Source organism: Polaromonas sp. P1_H6, assembly GCF_056405195.1.
In genome coordinates this window covers 27,984-46,904 of the sequence record NZ_JBFUCN010000032.1, presented here as the reverse complement: position 1 = coordinate 46,904, position 18,921 = coordinate 27,984, and the positions used below count along the sequence as shown (strand labels likewise).

General features: G+C 69.5%; 15 protein-coding genes. 4 read left to right on the top strand and 11 right to left on the bottom strand.

Translation table 11 applies throughout. The features are described 5' to 3' along the window. Positions 1-255: 255 nt before the first annotated feature. Positions 256-3,141, bottom strand: a complete 2,886-nt coding sequence (gene ppc / locus AC1D1F_RS21825) for a phosphoenolpyruvate carboxylase (protein WP_477675796.1) — start codon at positions 3,139-3,141, stop codon at positions 256-258. 71 nt (positions 3,142-3,212) lie between these two features. Here ppc and hemC point away from each other — a divergent pair, with 71 nt between their 5' ends. The 4 genes from hemC to AC1D1F_RS21805 are packed head-to-tail and all read left to right on the top strand — an operon-like array spanning position 3,213 to position 7,523. Next, positions 3,213-4,214, top strand: coding sequence for a hydroxymethylbilane synthase (gene hemC / locus AC1D1F_RS21820; RefSeq protein ID WP_477675797.1), 1,002 nt, complete (start codon positions 3,213-3,215; stop codon positions 4,212-4,214). Beyond that, positions 4,214-5,047 carry a uroporphyrinogen-III synthase gene (locus tag AC1D1F_RS21815; protein ID WP_477675798.1) on the top strand — a complete coding sequence of 278 codons (834 nt, stop codon included), beginning with the start codon at positions 4,214-4,216 and terminating at the stop codon, positions 5,045-5,047. Before hemC ends, AC1D1F_RS21815 begins: the two co-directional genes overlap by 1 nt. After that, positions 5,044-6,210: a uroporphyrinogen-III C-methyltransferase gene (locus tag AC1D1F_RS21810; RefSeq protein ID WP_477675799.1), complete on the top strand. Its 1,167-nt coding sequence runs from the start codon at positions 5,044-5,046 to the stop codon at positions 6,208-6,210. The genes AC1D1F_RS21815 and AC1D1F_RS21810 overlap by 4 nt, the downstream gene beginning before the upstream one ends. 23 nt (positions 6,211-6,233) lie before the next feature. Further along, the gene (locus AC1D1F_RS21805) at positions 6,234-7,523 is read left to right on the top strand and encodes a heme biosynthesis HemY N-terminal domain-containing protein (protein ID WP_477675800.1); all 1,290 of its coding nucleotides are present in this window, start codon (positions 6,234-6,236) and stop codon (positions 7,521-7,523) included. A gap of 16 nt (positions 7,524-7,539) precedes the next feature. Here AC1D1F_RS21805 and AC1D1F_RS21800 read toward each other — a convergent pair whose 3' ends face one another. From AC1D1F_RS21800 to AC1D1F_RS21755, 10 genes are all read right to left on the bottom strand, one after another. Continuing rightward, positions 7,540-8,082, bottom strand: coding sequence for a DUF805 domain-containing protein (locus AC1D1F_RS21800; RefSeq protein ID WP_477675801.1), 543 nt, complete (start codon positions 8,080-8,082; stop codon positions 7,540-7,542). A 74-nt stretch (positions 8,083-8,156) separates the two neighbouring features. Continuing rightward, positions 8,157-9,524: a DUF58 domain-containing protein gene (locus AC1D1F_RS21795; protein ID WP_477696251.1), complete on the bottom strand. Its 1,368-nt coding sequence runs from the start codon at positions 9,522-9,524 to the stop codon at positions 8,157-8,159. A 12-nt stretch (positions 9,525-9,536) separates the two neighbouring features. Further along, complete coding sequence (locus AC1D1F_RS21790; RefSeq protein ID WP_477675803.1) at positions 9,537-10,532, bottom strand: AAA family ATPase; 996 nt, start codon at positions 10,530-10,532, stop codon at positions 9,537-9,539. Positions 10,533-10,547: 15 nt separating this feature from the next. Further along, complete coding sequence (locus tag AC1D1F_RS21785) at positions 10,548-11,774, bottom strand: DUF4350 domain-containing protein (protein WP_477675804.1); 1,227 nt, start codon at positions 11,772-11,774, stop codon at positions 10,548-10,550. Then, a complete protein-coding gene (locus AC1D1F_RS21780) occupies positions 11,771-12,553 on the bottom strand; it encodes a DUF4129 domain-containing protein (protein ID WP_477675805.1) in 783 nt (260 codons plus the stop codon). Before AC1D1F_RS21780 ends, AC1D1F_RS21785 begins: the two co-directional genes overlap by 4 nt. Beyond that, positions 12,550-13,305, bottom strand: coding sequence for a hypothetical protein (locus AC1D1F_RS21775; RefSeq protein WP_477696250.1), 756 nt, complete (start codon positions 13,303-13,305; stop codon positions 12,550-12,552). The genes AC1D1F_RS21780 and AC1D1F_RS21775 overlap by 4 nt, the downstream gene beginning before the upstream one ends. After that, positions 13,295-14,293 carry a stage II sporulation protein M gene (locus AC1D1F_RS21770; protein WP_477696249.1) on the bottom strand — a complete coding sequence of 333 codons (999 nt, stop codon included), beginning with the start codon at positions 14,291-14,293 and terminating at the stop codon, positions 13,295-13,297. The genes AC1D1F_RS21775 and AC1D1F_RS21770 overlap by 11 nt, the downstream gene beginning before the upstream one ends. Then, entirely contained in the window at positions 14,290-15,006 is a 717-nt protein-coding gene (locus AC1D1F_RS21765; protein ID WP_477696248.1) for an RDD family protein, read from the bottom strand. Before AC1D1F_RS21765 ends, AC1D1F_RS21770 begins: the two co-directional genes overlap by 4 nt. 11 nt (positions 15,007-15,017) lie before the next feature. Beyond that, the gene (locus AC1D1F_RS21760) at positions 15,018-15,527 is read right to left on the bottom strand and encodes an RDD family protein (protein ID WP_477675809.1); all 510 of its coding nucleotides are present in this window, start codon (positions 15,525-15,527) and stop codon (positions 15,018-15,020) included. Between the two features lie 121 nt (positions 15,528-15,648). Continuing rightward, positions 15,649-18,819 carry an Rne/Rng family ribonuclease gene (locus AC1D1F_RS21755; RefSeq protein ID WP_477696247.1) on the bottom strand — a complete coding sequence of 1,057 codons (3,171 nt, stop codon included), beginning with the start codon at positions 18,817-18,819 and terminating at the stop codon, positions 15,649-15,651. Positions 18,820-18,921 lie beyond the last annotated feature (102 nt).

Sequence of the window (18,921 nt, the reverse complement as noted above, 5' to 3'; positions counted from 1 at the left end):
CCGTCCTGGCTGGGCCGAGGAGCGCAGACGTAGGCGGATCAGGGATCGCGCTTGTCTGAGCGAAGCGAGTTTGCGCGAGACCCCGCCGTAGTCGAGCACCGCAGGTTGCCCGTAGCGAAGCGTAGGGACCCAGACTGCGGGTCGCCTTTTCTTTGGTGACTTTCTTTTGGCGAAGCAAAAGAAAGTTACTTGCTGCCGGGCAACCCCGGCCAACCGCCCTCAGCAGAGAGCGCACCGCCGGAGCAAGAACCGGCCCTACCCCGTATTGCGCAGGCCCGCAGCAATCCCGTTAATAGAAATATGAATCCCCGTCTGTACCCGCTGGTCAGCCTGCCCAGCCCGATATCGCCGCACCAACTCAACCTGCAAATGGTGCAGCGGGTCGATGTACGGAAAGCGGTGGCGTATTGAGCGCTGCAGCGCGGCATTGCCGGCAAGGCGCTGTTTTTCGCCGGTGATCAGGCCCAGCGCTTCGGCCGTGAGGTGCCATTCGGCTTCGATGGCGCTGAAGATTTTTTTGCGCAGGCGCGCGTCGCCCACCAGTTCGGAATAGCGCGAGGCCAGCGCCAGGTCGCTCTTGGCCAGGACCATGTCCATGTTGCTGAGCAGGGTGCGGAAGAAGGGCCACTGCTTGTACATCTTCTGCAGCAGGGCCAGCGCTTCCTTGCGCGCGGCGGGCGTGCCGCCTTCGTTCAGCATCTGCGCGATGGCCGAGCCGAAACCGTACCAGCCGGGCAGGGTGAGGCGGCACTGGCCCCAGCTGAAACCCCAGGGGATGGCGCGCAGGTCTTCGATCTTCTGCGAGGCCTTGCGCGAGGCCGGGCGCGAGCCGATGTTGAGTTCGGCGATTTCACGTATCGGTGTCGCGCTGAAGAAATATTCGGTGAAGCCGGGGGTGTCGTAGACCAGCGCGCGGTAGGCCGCCATGCTGGCTTCCGAGAGGCCGGCCGCAGCCTGCAAAAAGGCCTTGGTGGCCGGCTTGGTCGGCTGCAGCAGCGTGGCTTCCAGCGTGGCGGCCACCAGGGTTTCGAGGTTGCGCCGGCCGATCTCGGGATTGGCGTATTTGGAGCCTATGACCTCGCCCTGCTCGGTCAGGCGTATCTGCCCGCGCACTGTGCCGGGTGGCTGGGCCAGGATGGCCTGGTAGCTGGGGCCGCCGCCGCGGCCCACGGTGCCGCCGCGGCCGTGGAACATGCGCAGCTGGATGTTGTGCGAGTTGGCCAGCACGTCGAACAGCTCGACCAGCGCGATCTCTGCGCGGTAGAGCTCCCAGTTGCTGGTGAAGATGCCGCCGTCCTTGTTGCTGTCGGAGTAGCCGAGCATGATGTCCTGCTCGGCGCCGCTGCGCTTGACCAGCTGGGCGATGCCGGGCAGCGCGTAGAACTCGCGCATGATGGGCGCGGCATTGCGCAGGTCTTCGATGGTTTCGAAGAGTGGCACCACGATGAGGTCGTTGGTGGCGTTGCCGTCGAGGGTGCCGTGCATCAGGCCGACTTCCTTTTGCAGCAGCAGCACCTCGAGCAAATCGCTCACGGTTTCGGTGTGGCTGATGATGTAGTGGCGTATCGCCTCCTTGCCGAAACGCGCGCGCGCCGTGCGTGCGGCCTCGAAAATCGCCAGTTCGCTTTGCGCATGGGCCGAGTAGTCGCTGCCGACCACACGCAGCGGCCGCGCGTCGTTGAGCAGGCCCACCAGCAGCACGCGCTTGGCGGCTTCATCGAGCTTGGCGTAGTGCGCTTCGATGCGCGCGACGGCCAGCAATTCGGCCACCACTTCCTCATGTTTGTCGGAGCTCTGGCGCAAATCGACCGTGGCCAGGTGAAAGCCGAAGACCTCGACCGCGCGTATCAGCGGGCGCAGGCGCTGGGCGACGATGGCTTCGCCGTGGTGGGCCCGGAGCGAGGTTTCTATGGTGCGCAAATCGGCCAGGAAGTCCTCGGACTTCAGGTAGGCGTTCTGCGGCGCGACGGCGTGGCGCGCGGCCTCGCCGCCGGTCAGGTCTTTCAGGGTGGCGGCCAGGCGGGCGTAGACGCCGGTCAGGGCGCGGCGGTAGGGTTCGTCCTTGCGGTGCTCGCTGGTGTCGGGCGAACTTTCGGCGAGGGCGCGCATTTCGGGGCTGAAATCGACCAGCATGGCCGACTGCGAGAGTTCGCCGCCCAGGAAGTGGACCTCGGTCAGGTAGTGGCGCAGCGCCACTTCGGCCTGCCGGCCCAGGGCGTAGTTGAGGGTCTCGGCGCTGACGTTGGGGTTGCCGTCGCGGTCGCCGCCTATCCACTGGCCCATGCGCAAAAAGCTGTGCACCGGCTGGTTGCCGAGTTCACGCTCGAGGTTGGCGTAGAGCTTGGGAATCTCGCGCAGGAAAGTGGCTTCGTAGTAGCTGAGCGCGTTCTCGATTTCGTCGGCCACGGTGAGCTTGGAAAAACGCAGCAGCCGGGTTTGCCACAGTTGCATCACGCGGGCGCGCAGCTGCGCTTCGTTGGCGGCCAGCTCGCGCGGCGTGAGGGCGTCCTTGGCGGCGTTGTGGGCCAGCGCCAGGGCCTTGATGTCGTCGCGCGCGGTCAGCAGTTGGGCGATGTCGCGCTCGGCATCGAGGATGCTTTTGCGCTGGACTTCGGTGGGGTGGGCGGTGAGCACCGGCGAGACAAAGCTGTGCGCCAGCGTGTTGGAGATCGTACGGGTCGAGATGCCGGCCCAGCGCAGCCGGGCCAGCGCCACTTCGATGCTGCCTTCCTGGGTGTCGCCGGCGCGTTCGTGCACGGCGCGGCGGCGTATGTGGTGGCGGTCTTCGGCCAGGTTGGCCAGGTGGCTGAAATAGGTGAAGGCGCGGATCACGCTGACGGTCTGGTCGCCCGACAGACCCTTGAGCAACTTCTTGAGCGCCTTGTCGGCTTCGGGGTCGGCGTCGCGCCGGAACGTGACCGACAGCTTGCGCACCTGCTCGATCAGCTCGTAAGCGGGCACGCCTTCCTGTTCACGGATCACGTCGCCGAGGATGCGGCCCAGCAGGCGAATATCTTCAACCAGCGGCCTTTCGTTGTCCCGCGAGCGGGTGGAGGCCTTGGGAACGGCGGCTGCGGTGCCGTCCCTGGCGCCCTCACCGGCGTGTTGTTGTAGCTTCTTGGCGCGCGCGGAAGTGACCATCTCTACCCTCTAGTTCTTGATCCTCGCATGCTAGCATTCACTTCCCCCCATGTATTACAAGCAGGTTACGAGTGTCCGCTGTGTCTGAACCCAACCCCCCTGGTATCAAGAAGGTGGTCATCGCCACGCGCGAGAGCCGCCTGGCCCTGTGGCAGGCCGAGCATGTGAAGGCGCTGCTGCAGGCGCGCCTGGGCTGGCAGGTCGAACTGCTGGGCATGACCACCCAGGGCGACCAGATCCTGGACCGCTCGCTGAGCAAGGTCGGCGGCAAGGGCCTGTTCGTCAAGGAACTCGAGGTGGCGCTCAGCGAAGGCCGGGCCGACATCGCCGTGCATTCGCTGAAAGACGTGCCCATGGACCTGCCAGAGGGCTTCGCCCTGGCCTGCGTGCTGGAGCGCGAGGATCCGCGCGATGCTTTTGTGTCTAATCAATTCGCCGGCCTGGCCGACCTGCCGCAGGGCGCGGTGGTGGGCACCTCCAGCCTGCGCCGGCTGGTGCTGCTCAAGGCCTTGCGGCCCGACCTGGTGATACAGCCGCTGCGCGGCAACCTCGATACGCGCCTGCGCAAGCTCGACGAAGGCCAGTACCACGCCATCGTGCTGGCGGCCGCGGGCCTGAAACGCCTGGGCCTGGAGTCGCGCATACGCGCCACCTTCGAACCGGCCCAGATGCTGCCCGCCGCGGGCCAGGGCGCGCTCGGCATTGAAGTGCGCGCCGACCGTGCCGACCTGCTGGCCGCGCTGGCCTCGCTGGCGCACATGCCGACCTGGCTGGCCGTGACGGCCGAGCGAACCGTCTCGCGCGCCATGGGCGGCAGCTGCTCCATGCCGCTGGCGGCCTTCACGCCGGGCGCGGCGGCGGGCGGTGTGATGCAACTCAACGCCGCCTGGGGCGACCCGGCCACGGCCGAGGCGCCCACCCAGGCCGCCGCCGGCCCGCTGGCCCCGCTGGTGCAGGTGAATCGGACCGCCCAGGTGCGCAATTTCGCCGAGGCCGAGGCCCTGGGCGAAGCCGTGGCGGCGCAATTGCGCGCCGGCGGCGCCGTGTGGGCCGGCAAAGGCCCGGACGCCTGATGCCGCGGATGCCGGTGCCTGCGGCCGGTGCGGCCCCCGTCATCGTGACGCGGCCGGCGGCCGATGCGCGGCACTGGGTGGAGCAGTTGCGGCAGGAGGGCTTCGCGGCCGAGGCCCTGCCGCTCATCGCTATCGCCCCCGCGGCCGACAGCGCCGCGCTGGCCCAGGCGCGGCAGGCGCTGGGCCGTTATGCGGCCTGCATGTTCGTCAGCGGCAATGCGGTCGAGTATTTTTTCAAAACTCCCCTGGCAGGCGCTGAAGGCTTGCCGCCCTCCCTGCGCCTGATGGCGCCCGGGCCGGGCACCGTGGCGGCCCTGCTGGCGGCGGGCGTGCCCGCCGCGCAGGTCGACGCGCCGGACGATTCCGCCGGGCAGTTTGACTCTGAAGCCCTGTGGGCCGTGGTCGGTGAGCGTGACTGGCGCGGCCGGCGTGTGCTGGTGGTGCGCGGCGAAAGCCCGGATGCCGCGGGCGCCGCGGTGTCGTCGGGGCGCGACTGGATCGCCCGCCAGTGGGAAGCCGCCGGCGCGCGGGTGGATTTTGTCAGCGTGTACCAGCGCAGGGCACCCCAATTCAGTGAGCAGCAACTGGCGCGCGCGCGCGCCGCCAGCGCGGACGGCTCGGTCTGGCTGTTCAGCAGTTCGGAAGCGCTGGCCAACCTCACGCGCCTGCCGGCGCTGGCCGGCGTCGACTGGCGCAAGGCCCGCGCGGTGGCCACGCATCCGCGGATTGAAGAGGCCGTGCGGGCCGCCGGCTGGGGTGTTGTTGTGGCGTCACGTCCCGCCCTGAAGGACATCAGGGACACATTGGCCTCGATAGAATCCCTTTATCCATGAGCGATCCCTACACAGCCCAGCCCACGCCCCCCACGCCCGACAACCAGCCTGTGCTGGAGCGTGCGCTGGTCGTGGCCGAACCGCCTATCGCGGCTCCCGATGTCTGGCTGGTGCCCCGCAAGTGGGCGCTGGGGGTGGGTGTGCTGGCGGCCGGCGGCCTGCTGGCCAGCGGCCTGCTGTGGCAGAAGCTCGGCAACATCCAGGAAGAGCTGGCGCGCCGCAGCATGGATTCGGGCACGCAGTCCATCGAAGCGCGCGCCCTGGCGCGCCAGGCCCAGGAAGCCACCCGCGAACTTTCGGCGCGGCTGGCCATCCAGGAAACCCGCATCAGCGAGGTCAGCCTGCAGCGCACCCAGCTCGAAGAACTGATGCAGAGCCTGTCGCGCTCGCGCGATGAAAACCTGGTGGTGGACGTCGAGTCCGCGCTGCGCCTGGCGCAGCAACAAGCCCAGCTCACGGGCAGCGCCGAGCCGCTGCTGGCCGCGCTGAAGTCGGCCGACCAGCGCCTGGCGCGCGCCGCCCAGCCGCGCCTGAACCCCTTGCAGCGCGCCATCGCGCGCGACATGGACCGCATCAAGGCCGCGACGCTGACCGATGTGCCGGTGCTGATGCTCAAGCTCGACGAGCTGGCCCGCATGGCCGACGAGCTGCCGGTGGCCAATGCCATGGTGGCCAACAATTCCCCGCGCGCGGCGCCGGCACTGAGTGCGCCGGCACACGCCCCCGCCGTGCGCCCCGGCGCCAGCGCCCCGGCGGCCGACAAGCCTTCGATGAGCCTGTTCGACAAACTTTCGTTCGACGCCTGGTCGCAGCGCACGCTGGACAACCTGCGCGAAGAGGGGCGCAAGCTGCTGCGCGTGAGCCGCATCGAGCAGCCCGAGGCGGCGCTGCTGTCGCCCGAGCAGTCTTTCTTCCTGCGTGAGAACCTCAAGCTGCGCCTGCTCAATGCGCGCCTGGCGTTGCTGTCGCGCCAGACCGATTCCGTGCGCGCCGACCTTGCCAGCGCCGGCGCCTGGCTGGGCAAGTATTTCGACCCCAGCTCACGCAAGACACAGGCCGCGGCCCAGTTGCTGGCCCAGGTGCAGGGCCAGCTCAAGACCAGCGAGCTGCCGCGCCTTGACGAAACCATGGCCGCGCTGGCCACGGCGGCCGCGGGCCGCTGATTTCCCAAAGGCAGGACACACGCATGCGCGCCGCTCTCTGGCTACTGGCCCTTTTTGGCGTGGCGGTTGCCGTGGCGCTGTTCGCGGGCAACAACCAGGCGGTGGTGACCATCTTCTGGCCGCCGCACCGGGTCGACATTTCCTTCAACCTGATGGTGCTGTTGCTGGCCGGCCTGTTTTTCGTGCTGTACCTGGCGCTGCGCGCGGTGTCGGCGGTGTTCTCGCTGCCGGCCGAGGCGCGGCGCTGGCGCGCCCAGCAAAAAGAGCGCGCGATGTACGGCGCCCTGATGGATTCGCTGGCCCACTTGCTGGCCGGGCGCTACATACGCTCCACAAAATCGGCGCAAAACGCGCTGGCGCAGGAAAAAAGCCTGCGCCCGCTGGCCGACCACTACGGCCACGTGACAGGCCACAGCGCCAGCCGCGGCAGCCAGTTGCGCGCGCTGGCCCACCTGCTGGTGGCCGAGGCCGCGCAGTCCCTGCAGAACAAGGGCCTGCGCGACCAGCACCTGCACCAGGCGCTGCAAAGCTCGGCCCCGCGCCACGCGCAGGAAGTGCGCGAAGGCGTGCAGTTCCGCGCGGCGCGCTGGGCGCTGGACGACCGCGATGCCGGCGCCGCGCTCGACTGGCTGGCCCAGCTGCCGCAGGGCGCATCGCGCCGCACGCTGGCCCTGCGCATGAAACTGCGCGCCTCGCGCCATGCGCGGCGGACTTCGCAGGCGCTGGAAACCGCGCGCCTGCTGGCCAAGCACCGCGCGTTTTCGCAGGCGGCGGCGCAAAGCATCGTCCGCGGCCTGGCGCTGGAACTGCTCAACGACGCGCACGACCCGGCGCAGCTGCAGCAGGCCTGGTTCTCACTCGACGAGGGCGAACGCGCCATGCCCGAGCTGGTGGTGCACGCCGCGTCGCGCCTGATGGCGCTGCACGGCGAACCGGAACTGGCGCGTGCCTGGCTGCTGCAGGTCTGGGACGCGATGATGCAGCCGCGCTCGGACATCGGCGACAACCTGCGCATCAAGCTGATCAGCGTGCTGGAAGCCGGCCTGGATTCGCTGGACGCGGCCTGGCTGGCGCGCATCGAGGCGGCACAGCTGAGCCGCCCGCGCGACGCCAACCTGCAGTACCTGGCGGGCATGGCCTGCCTGAACCGCCAGCTCTGGGGCAAGGCCCGGCAACTGCTGTCGCAGGCCGCCCCGGCCCTGCAGGATGTGGCGCTGCACCGCAATGCCTGGCGCGCGCTGGCCTTGCTGGCCGAGCAGCGTGAGGACGAAGCCGCCGCCGCGCAGGCCTACAAGCGCGCCGCGCAGATCTGAGCGGCGCTTTTCAAGATTAAGGCTTGACCACCTGGGCCGCCTTGGCCCGCTGCGTGTACCCCTGGTAAGCCGGCAGGGCGACGGCAGCGATGATGCCTATGACCATGATGACGGGGAAGGCCAGGCCGCCGATCTTGACCATCGTGGTGTTGGGCGGCGGGGGTGCGCCGAAGCGGTTGCCGCCCTTGGTGCCCGGGTTCAAAAGCCAGATCAACCCCACAAAAGGAATCAGGGCCAGGAGCGCCGTCCAGCCGGTCCATCCCATGTCGTGGCTGCGCTGTATCGTCATCAGCACGATGAAGATGAAATAGGGGATGACCGCCAGCACGCCGAGCACGCCGGCTGCTTTGGGGAAGCCGAGGGCGCCGGCGATGAAGCCCAGCACGAGGGCCGCCGCCACCATGAGAATGTAGCTGCCCAGGTTGTAGGCCAGGTAGCGCAGCCGGCCGACCCGCCCCTTGGCGGAAAACAGCTTGACGGGCTGCACGCCCGCTTCATCGGCATAAACGTCGGCCACCACGGCCTTGGGTGCGGCATACGGGTTCACTGCTTCGGACATCTCATCCCTCCTGTTGTTGAGACCCGAAGGATAACCGTTGCCGGGGCCTGTGTGGAGCCCCCTGGAGCGTGTTCTTAAAGCAGCCCGGCGCGCTTGACCGCGTGGTAGCGGTTGACCAGCGAAACGGCCAGTTGCGCCGGCTCCACATCCATGGAGAGCGGGTCCTGGCCGACCACGCGCGCGAAGGCGTCGCGCCGTGACTGCGCGAACAGGTGGGCGGCCGCCACGTCCACCGCGTCCGCGGGGGTGGACAGGGCCTGGCCGGCGATGCGGCCCAGCACGCGCTCGCGCAGGCTGGCCACCAGCACCAGGTGCTGGCGGCGCAGCAGCTTGATCGCGGGGCGCAGTTCGGCCGCGTCCTCGTCGCGGAAGTTGGTGAGCACTATGACCAGCGCGCGCCGTCGCTGCACGCGTAGCAGTTCCTGCGCGGCCAGCAGATAGTCGGAATGCATGGCGCCGGGCTGGATGTCGTGCAGGCGGTTCATCAGAGCGTTAAGGGTGGCCGCGCCCTTGCGCGGCGCGAAGTCGCGGCGCTGCCCGGGCACGCCGCCGAAGGTCATGGCGCCGACCTCGTCGCCCTCCTTGAGGGCGACATAGCTCAGCAGCATCAGTGCGTTGAGGGCCTCGTCGAAATGGCTGCTGCCCTGGCCGTCCTGCTCGGGCCCGCCTTCATCGGCGCGCATGCGGCGGCCGCAGTCGAGCAGGAAAAACACGCACTGGTCGCGGTCGTCCTGGAATTCGCGCACGATGGGCCGCTGGTGGCGCAGCGTGGCTTTCCAGTCGATGTGGCGCAGCGAATCGCCGGTCTTGTAGTCGGCCAGCTGGCGGAAATCGGTGCCCAGCCCGCGCTGCACATAGGTCTTGATGCCGATCTGGGCGAGCCGCCGGTCGCCGGAAAGCCAGGCGTAGCGCGCCAGCGCGGCGAAGTTGGGGTACACGCGCAGCTTGCCGGGCTGGCCCAGCGGCTGCTGCACTTCAAAGCAGCCGCCGCGGCTGCGCCAGCGCAGCTGGGTGATGCCGAAAAGGGCCACGCCACGCTCGCGCGCGGTCACCGTGTAGCGCAGTTCCGCGCGCGAAGCTGGGGGGATGCGCAGGGACTGCGGCAAGCCGTCAAAGGCAAAGCGCGGGTCCACTTCGTCGAAGACGGTGACGGCCCAGGCCCGCGGGCCTTCGTTGACCAGCACCAGCGTGAGCACGGTCGGCACGCCCAGCGAAAAAGCGCCGGGCAGGGTGCGCTCTATGCGCAGCGGCGCCTGCCGCCACAGGCGCAGGCTGCGCCAGAGGTCGAACAAGGCCCAGGCCAGCGCCGGCAGCAGCACGGCGCCGGCCAGCATGGCCACCGTGCCCACCGGCAGGCCGGCGAGCAGGGCCAGGGTGGCGGCCACGGCGGCGCCGGCCAGCGCCTGGACCGTGCCTGCCGTGGGAATCACCAGCCAGCGCATGCGTGCCGGCCTTTAGAGGCGGGGCGCCTGCACGCTGCCCTGGGCGCTGCGCAGCAGGTCGTCCACGCTGAGGCCTTCGAGCTGCGCGTCGGGCGAAATCATCACGCGATGGCGCAGCGCCGGCAGGGTCTGGCGCGCCACGTCGTCGGGGGTGATGAAGTCGCGCCCGGCCATCAGCGCGGCGGCGCGCGCGGCGCGCACCAGCGCCATGGTGCCGCGCGGCCCCGCGCCGGACGAGAGGCCGGGCCAGTCGCGCGTGGCGCGGGCGATGCGCACCGCGTAGTCGATCACCTGTTCATGCGCCTGCACCAGGCTGGCCAGGCGCTGCAGTTCCAGCACCTGCACGTCGTCCAGGCAGGGCCTGACGGCGTCCAGCGGCAGCTGGTTGCCGGCGCGCTGGCCGGTGGTGAGCTGCACGACGGCCTTTTCTTCGGCATGGCTGGGGAAGGCGATGTTGATCTTGAGCAGGAAGCGGTCCAGCTGCGCCTCGGGCAGGGGGTAGGTGCCTTCGGTGTCTATCGGGTTTTGCGTGGCCATCACCATGAAGGGACGCGGTAGCGGCATGGCCCGGCCTTCCAGCGTGACCTGGTATTCCTGCATCACCTCAAGCAGCGCGCTCTGCGTCTTGGCCGGCGCGCGGTTGATTTCATCGGCCAGCAGCAAGTGGGTGAAGACCGGCCCCTGGTGCACGCGCAGCGTGCCTATGCCGGTTTCGCCGCGGGTCGACGGGTCCAGCACCGAATGGCCGGTGATGTCCGAGGGCATCAGGTCGGGCGTGAACTGCACGCGCGCATAGCGCAGGCTCATGGCCTGCGCCAGCGCGCGCGCCAGCAGCGTCTTGCCGAGCCCGGGCACGCCCTCGATCAGCACGTGGCCGGACGCGACCAGCGCCACCAGGGTCTGGTCGACAGCTTCCTTCTGGCCGACCACGGCCTTGCCGACTTCGTGGCGCAGGGTCTGCAGCCATTCGGCCGCGCGTATCAGTTCTTCGTTGGGAATTGATGACATGGTGGTTTCTCGGGTTCAGGGTGAAGAGGCGGATGAAGAAGCGGATGGAGGGGCCGGTGAAGCGGCGGGTTCGCGCGCATCGAGCCGCCGGCGGGCGGTTTCTATCAGTTCGAGGTCGGCGGCCAGCGCGCCGCGGTTGCGCGCCCTGTCGGCCTGCGCGCGTTCCAGCACCTGCGCGTCCAGGCCGGTGGCGCGCGCGATCTCCTGGGTGCGGCGCGCCGGGTCCAGCTGCGAGAAGCGAGGCAGCTGCCGCGCGGCCGACGCGTGCAGCGCGCGAAGCTGGGCCGCATGCAGGGCTTTGGGCCCGTGCATGTGCAGGAAGCGCGCGGTGCCGCGCACCTGCTCGGCCATGGAGCGCCGGTGGGCGGGGGCCGAAGGCGCCAGCGGGCCGAAGCGCACGCCGGCGCGCCACAGGGCCAGTGCCAGGGCCAGCAAGCCCAGCAGCAGCGCCGCCCAGGCCTGGTGCCAGAGCCAGGGCGCGAAGGGTTCCCTGGCCTCTTCGGCCACAAACCAGAACTCGGCGCCGGGGCGCGCCTGCAGCGCCGCGGCGGCCAGCAGGGCGTTGTCGGCGCGCAGCAGGTTGCTGTTGTTCAGCAGGCCCCAGCCGCCGAGTACGGTGACCGTGCCCTGGCCGACCTGCACGCGCACCGCCTCGGTGCCGGCCATGCCCTGCAGCGCCCACAGCGGCGCGGCCTGCCGGTTCACCGGCAGGTACTGGGAGCTGAAGTACGCGCCGCAGGCGCGAAACACCCGGCTGTCGCCGTAACTGGGCACGACGTCGGCGGGTTCCTCGAGCGCGCGGCAATCCGTGTCCTTGGCGGGCTTGCCTAAGGGGCGCGGCGGCATCGCGGGCGGCTCAAACTTGAGGGGGCGTTGCTCCGTAACGGGCAGCCAGCCCTTCAGCGATTCGTGGCCGGCCAGGAAGCCGGGGATCACCAGGTGTCCACCTTGCGCCACCCATGCGCGCAGGCGCTGCCTGCGCTCGGGAAACAGGTCCCAGTTGCGCGACACCAGCACCAGCCGCGCCTGCTGCGGCGGCATGGCGTCCAGGCTTGTGCGCCGCACGACTTTCGCCCCCAGGGCGCCCAGCAGTTTCTCGGTCGCGTACAGCGGGTTGGTGAGGGCCTCGCCCTTGGCCGGCGTAGGGACGTCGATGTCGATCCATTCAGTGGCCGACACCAGCCAGGCGCCGCCGGCCAGCAGCAGCACGCCGAGCAGGATGAGGATCAGCCGGTCCCTCATGGCGCCGCCTTCGCCGGCCCGGCCGGCGCGCCCAGCCGCGCGTCAAATTCATCGCACAGCGCCAGCACGCCAGCCGTGGGCGGCAGGCGCCCGCCGTAGGCCGCCAGCTGCCAGGCCGCCACCAGCCGCGCGAAAAATTCCAGCGACATGGGCGCCAGCCGGCCCTGGCTGAGCGCCACGCATTCGCCCTCGGTGCTGGCATGGCGTATGGGCACCTCGTGCAGGTGCACCAGGCGGGACAGCGCGCCGCGGTAGAGCAGCGACAGCGCGGGCCGCCGCTGGCCGCGCTGCCACAGCGAGGCGACTTCGGAGCCCACGTCGTCGGGCAGGCTTTCGGGGCGTATGTCCAGGCTGCCGATGTGGCTGGGCAGGGGCGCCATGCGGTGGCGTCCGCCGCCGGCCCGTACCTTCACCCAGCGCCGTATGCCCACCACCAGCCAGGCCAGGGCCAGCGCGCCCAGCGCCCACACCAGCAGGCGCGCGCCTTCGGACACTGTGGTCACAAAATCCTTGAGCCAGCCGAAGCTGTCGCGCTCCTTCTTTTTATCTTCGGGTTTTTTCTCCCGGTCCTTGAAGCTCAGGGTTTTTTCTTTCTTGCTGCCGGGCAGGTTGGGATCGGCGCGAACCCGGTCGGCGGCCGACTGCACCTGCTGGCGCGAGGGCGCTTCGCCCGGCGCCGCGGCGGCTGGATTGGCCCACGAGGGCATGCCCATGGCACAGCCCGCCAGCACGGCGCAGGCCACGGTCCGCCGCCAGGGAACGCGTATCGCGGCAGTCATGGGCTGCCCCCGGCCGGCGCGGGTGTGAAGGCGCGGCGGAATTCCTGCTCGATGTCCCAGGCTTCGAGTTCGACGCGGCGGTTCAGGTACATCGCGAAGCCGGCCGCCACGAAGAAGGGCTCGACCAGCCCGACGGCGAAGGCGTAGACCAGCGCGAGGCTGAGGCTTTGCAGTGTGGACTCGGAAGCGATCAGCCAGCGCCAGAGTTCCGAGAGAGTGCCCTCGGGCGCGAACCAGAACAGGATGGAGAGAAGGGCGAATTCCAGCGCGATCTCGACGTTGGAAAAAATCAGCTGCATGCCGGCGCTCGCGCCACGCCGCCCGCGCAGCAGCTGGTCGCGCCGCTTGCGCCTGGCGCCGCCGCGCTGGCCTTCGAGCTGGTCCACGGCCTGGGTGTAGGAGCGCCAGGGCGACAGCCGCCGCCACAGCAGGGTGCGCAGCAACTGCCCGCCCCACACCTGGGCACGCTGCTCCCAGAGGTCTTTCCAGCGCGTGGACTGGCCGAAAACCGCGCGCGACAGGATGAACAGCAGGCTGCGGTCAAACCAGGGCTTGAGGCAGAAGATCAACAGGCCGGGCAGCCAGTAGGCGAACTCGATGGTGCACAGCACCAGCGCGATGACCACCACATACAGGGGCAGGAAGGTGCGCCAGATGGAGCCGGCGTGGCGGCGCACCAGCGCGACACCGAGGTCGGCGGCTTCGGCCATGGGCCGCGGCCGCAGCGCGACGGCCAGCGCATCAACCTGCATGGCGCTGCCCTTCGCCCGCGGGCGCGGCGCCTGCGCGCGGCCGTCCCTGCCAGCCCAGGTAGGCGAACACCAGGGCCCAGCAGGCCGCGCCGGCGCCGTATTTCACGGCGGGGGTGACCCAGCGCGCCGAGGACCAGAAGGCTTCGACGGCGGCGGCGATCAGCAGCAGGCCGATGACGCCGTAGACCACCACGATGGCGTGGCGGGCGGCCAGGCGCAGCGCCTCCAGCCGCGTGTGCCGGCCCGGCGCGATCAGCGCGTAGCCCAGGCGCAGCCCCGCCGCGCCGGCGAGCACGATGGCGGTCAGCTCGAAGGCGCCGTGTGTGACGACGAAGGAGCAGAAGTTCTGCCCGTGGCCGGAGGCGATCAGGTAGCCGCCGACGGCGCCTATCTGCACGCCGTTGAACAGCAGCACGGCGGCGCTGCCGACGCCGCCGAAGATGCCGGCCGCGAAGCAGCGAAAGCCGATGCCGATGTTGTGCATGACGTAAAAGCCGAACATCTGCCAGTCGCCGCTGGCGTCGCGGTTGCGCCCGAAGGACTTGGCGCCGTCGCTGTACATGCTGTCGAAGTTCTGCACCTGGGCCGCGTCCAGCAGGTGCAGGATGAAGCCCGGGTCCCGGTAGGTGGCCAGGCCCGCGGCGAGCAGCGGCACCACGAACAGCAGGGCCGACACCAGCAGGTAGGCCCGGTGCGCGCGCACCGCCTGCGGGAAGTCGACCAGCACCAGCCATCCGAGGCGCGCCAGGCCGTAGTCGTGGCGCCGGTAGATCAGCCGGTGGGCGCTTTGCGTCAGGGTCTCCAGCCGCTGCGTCAGGTGCACGGGGTAGGCGCGGGCCTGCGCCAGCGCCAGGTGTTCGCAGACGCGGCGGTAAAGCGTGGCCAGCCGGGCGCCGTCGAACTTGCGCTCGGTTTCGGCGACGCCGATGACGGTTTCGAGCTCGGTCCAGAGCGGCGCATAGGCCGCTTCAAATTGCAGGGGTGTCATCGCCTCGCATCCCCTTCGCGCCGGCCCATGAGCCATTGCGCCACGCCCAGCAGGCGTTGCGTGGCGCTGCTGCCCGGCGTGCCCGTGGCCAGCACCGGCTCGGCCAGGGCGGCGAGTTCGCCGAGGCGCTCGGGCGTCAGCCGCGTGGCGCGGCCGGCCCAGGCGAGCACCGAGGCCTGCTCGGCGGCGGACAGCGGCCGCGCGGGCGCCTGCGGCGGCGACAGGGGCACCTCGCCGTGCAGCTTGACGGCATCGGTGAAGACCACCAGCGTGCCGGCGGCCAGGTCGCCCAGGCGTTTGCTGTCATTCCGCCAGAGCATGGACACCAGGCCAGCGCCGAACAGCGCGGGCATGAAATCGGCGGCGCGCAGCAGGTTGCGGGTCAGCGAGGCAGCGGGCGTCACCGGCAAGCCCGAATCCATCACCACGCGCAGTCCCATGGCGCGCTTGCCGGGGGTGGCGGCAGCGCGCGTCAGCTCGAACACCACGGGATAAAACCATTCGAGGCCGAAATACGCAAGCAGCAGCACGGCCACCCCGGCCTTGCCCATCACGCCGACCGTGATGGCCACGGCGATGAACAGGCAGCCGCGTATGGCCAGGTCTATCAGGTAGGCCAGCCCGCGCGCGACGATGCCGGCGGGCCGCAGGGACAGGGTGATGCCCTCCGGCGTTTCGGCCGTGTAAAGCGTGTCAAGGCGCGCGGTGGCCACAGGCGTGGGTCTCAGGCCTTGACGACGATGGTGTCGGCGATCTCGTCGTGCAGGGTGCGGCGCGACTTGCGAAAGATCATGAGGCAGTCAATCAGCGAATACACCCAGACCACGGCCATGACGAGGCCGGCCACAAAGCCCGCGCCGTAGCGCAAGGCCAGGCGCGTGGGGGAAACGGCTTCGCCCGAGGGCCGGACAATGCGTATCTTGAGCAGGACCTTGCCGATGGTCTGGCCCCGTGTCGCGAGCAGGTAGCCGTTGAGCAGGATGAAGATCAGGGCGCCGATGGCCATGCTCATCGGGTTGAAGGACCACGCGCCGACTCCTTGCGTGGCCCAGGGGTTGTAGGGTGTCACCAGCGACACCAGCCAGAGCACCAGGCTCTGGAAGACCGTGTCGAGGATCACGGCGCCAAGCCGTTCGACGCGGCTGGCCAGCTGCAGGCCCTGGTTCGCGTCGGCCACGTCTTCCACCACGGCCTGTGGCGGCGCGTAACGCGCATCATGCGTCGGGTTGTCCATCGTCTTCCCCCCTTTGTCGTTTTGTTGGACTGATTCTAGGGCCAGTTTCGGGGCATAAAAAAAGCCCGCATTCGCGGGCTTTTTCAGGGGGTGGCCGCCGMGGCGGCCGGGGTCGGGGCGTTTACTGGCCCGCCGACTTTTCGAAGGGCAGGGACATCGCGCCCAGGTCGCGCTTGGTCTCGACCAGCACCAGCGGGCCTTCGTCGGCCACGACCAGCGGCGGGCGCTCGCGCGGCACGTGCACGGCCTTGGTTTCGGCGGCGATGGCAGCCTTGACCTCGGCGATCTTGGCTGCGTCGGAATTCACCCACTGCAGGCCGGAGGACTGGGCCACCTGGGCCAGCTCATCGAGGGGCAGAGCATAGGACTGGACCTTGGGCAAGGTGATGCCCGCGGGTGCTGGTGCCTGGACCGGTGTGGGCGCCGGAGCGGCCGCTACAGGTGCTGGCGCGGGCGCCGATGCCGCAACGGCCACGGGTGCCGTGTAGGCGGGGGCAGGTGCCGCTGCGGGCACAAAAGGCGCCGCGGGGGTCACGGCGGCCGCTGGTGCCGCATAGTCGGCGACTGCCGGGGCGCGCTCTTCAGGGGCTTGCGGCTGCTGACGGGGCTCGGCAAAACCGGCTTGGGCTGCGTCCACGCTGCCTTCGGCGGGCTGCTGCTCGGTGCGCTCGCCGTTTTCACCGCGTTCGCGGCGATCCCGGTCGCGGCCGTAGCGGTCGCGGCTGCGGCGCTCGCGTGGCTGGCGCTGTTCGTCGCCCTGGCCGTTGGCCGTGGGAGCGATCACATTGCCGGCTTCGTCGAGCACAGGTGCTGCCGCGGGAGCGTCAGGGTTGAAGCCCACAGCGCCTTCGGCGGGGGCGTTCTGGCCTTCGGCGCCTTCAGGGCGGTCTGCACCGCGGCGCTCGCCACGGCGGCCGTTGCGGTCACCGCGTTCACGGCGGCCTTCACCGCGTTCTCCGCGGTCAGCACGCGGCTCACGGTTGCCTTGGCGTTCGCCGTCCTGGGGTGCGCGTTCCTGGCGTGCTTCGCCGGTGTCACCGCCCATGGCGGCTGCCATGGCGGCCTGGTTGGCCAGTGCGAGGTCCTGCTCGACGGCGTCGCGCTGGATGCGCTCACCGCGCTCGCCGGTGCGTTCACCGCCGCGCTCGCCGCGCTCGCCGCGTTCACGGCGGTTGCGGCCGCCTTCGCGGTTGGGGGTGTCGCTGCGTGGCTGGTCGACTGCGCCTTCGGCGCGGGCTTCACCGGCTGGGCGCTCCTGGCGGCCTTCGGCATTGCGCTCACGGCGCTCGCCGCCGCGGCCTTCACCGCGTTCACCACGGCCTTCGGGGCGGGCTTCGCTACGGCCTTCAGCGCCGCGGCCCTCGCCACGTCCTTCGCTGCGGCCGCGGCCACCGCGCCGGCCGTCACGGCCGCCGCGCTCGCCACCACGGTCCGAACGCTCGCCGCGCTCGCCGCCGCGGCCTTCAGCGCCACGGCCGTCACGCCGGCCTTCGCCGCGCTCGTCTTTTTTCACTTCCTTGGCCGCAGGCGCAGGGGCTGGTGCTTCGGCGCCGCCGAACAAGCCCTTGATCCAGCCGAAAAAGCCTTTTTCAGCAGCGGGTGCCGCGGCCGCAGGGACGGGACGGGCGGCAGCAGCCTTGGGCGCCGCGTGCGGCACGGCTTCGGGCTTGGGCGGGGCCACGGGGGCGGGCGCATCGGGCAGCACGCCCTTGATGATGGGCTCCTGCTTGTTGTGCTTTTCCTGGCTGCGGCGCGTGACGGTGGTCGGGTCCTCGATTTCGTCGGCCATCTTGTAGCTGGCAGCGATGTTGTCCAGGCGAGGGTCGTCGTGCTTCAGGCGTTCCAGGCGGTAGTTGGGGGTTTCCAGCGTCTTGTTGGGCACCAGCAGCACGTTGATGCGCTGCTTGACCTCGATCTTGGCGATCTCGGAGCGCTTTTCGTTGAGCAGGAAGGAGGCCACGTCGACCGGGACCTGGCACAGCACCGAGGCCGTGCTGTCCTTGAGGGACTCTTCCTGGATGATGCGCAGGATCTGCAGCGCCGAGCTTTCGGTGTCGCGGATGTGGCCGGAGCCGCCGCAACGCGGGCAGGGGATCGATGCACCTTCGGACAGGGCCGGGCGCAGGCGCTGGCGGCTCATTTCCATGAGGCCGAATTTGCTGATGGTGCCGAACTGCACGCGGGCGCGGTCCTGGCGCAGCGCGTCGCGCAGGCGGTTTTCGACGTCGCGGCGGTTGCGCGACTCTTCCATGTCGATAAAGTCGATGACGATCAGGCCGCCGAGGTCGCGCAAACGCATCTGGCGCGCGACTTCGTCGGCGGCTTCCAGGTTGGTGCGGGTGGCGGTTTCCTCGATGTCGCCGCCCTTGATGGCGCGGGCCGAGTTGACGTCGACCGAGACCAGGGCCTCGGTGTGGTCGATCACGATGGCGCCGCCGGAAGGCAGCTGCACGGTGCGGGCATAGGCCGATTCGATCTGGTGTTCGATCTGGAAGCGGCTGAACAGCGGCGCGTCGTCGCGGTAGCGCTTGACGCGGTGCTCGTGCTCGGGCATCACGTGTGCCATGAACTGCTTGGCCTGCTCATAGACGTCGTCGGTGTCGAACAGGATGTCGCCGATGTCGCTGTTGAAGTAGTCGCGGATGGCGCGGATCACGAGGCTGGATTCCTGGTAAATCAGGTAAGCGCCCTTGCCGCCCTTGCCGGCGCCGTCAATGGCGGTCCAGAGCTTGAGCAGGTAGTTCAGGTCCCACTGGAGCTCAGGCGCGCTGCGGCCGATGCCGGCGGTGCGGGCGATGATGCTCATGCCGTTGGGGTACTCGAGCTGGTCCATCGCTTCTTTGAGCTCGGCCCGGTCGTCGCCCTCGATGCGCCGGCTCACGCCGCCGCCGCGCGGGTTGTTGGGCATCAGGACCACATAGCGGCCGGCCAGGGAAACGAAGGTGGTGAGGGCCGCGCCCTTGTTGCCGCGTTCTTCCTTTTCGACCTGGACCAGCAGTTCCTGGCCTTCCTTGATGACGTCGTTGATGCGCGCCTGGCTGACCGGCACGCCCTGGGCGAAGTACTGCTTGGAGATTTCCTTGAACGGCAGGAAGCCGTGGCGGTCTTCGCCGTAGTCGACGAAGCAGGCTTCCAGCGAGGGCTCGACGCGCGTGACGACGGCCTTGTAGATGTTGCCCTTGCGCTGTTCGCGCCCTTCGATTTCAATTTCGTAGTCGAGGAGTTTTTGTCCGTCGACGATCGCCAGGCGGCGTTCTTCAGCCTGAGTGGCGTTTACCAGCATCCGTTTCATGGGTAGCCTTCCTTATCGTTCTTCGTTTTGATGTCATGTCTGAAACATCAATCACATGCCCAAAATGGGCCAACGACGCCGGAGGGACGCAGTGCGAACGTG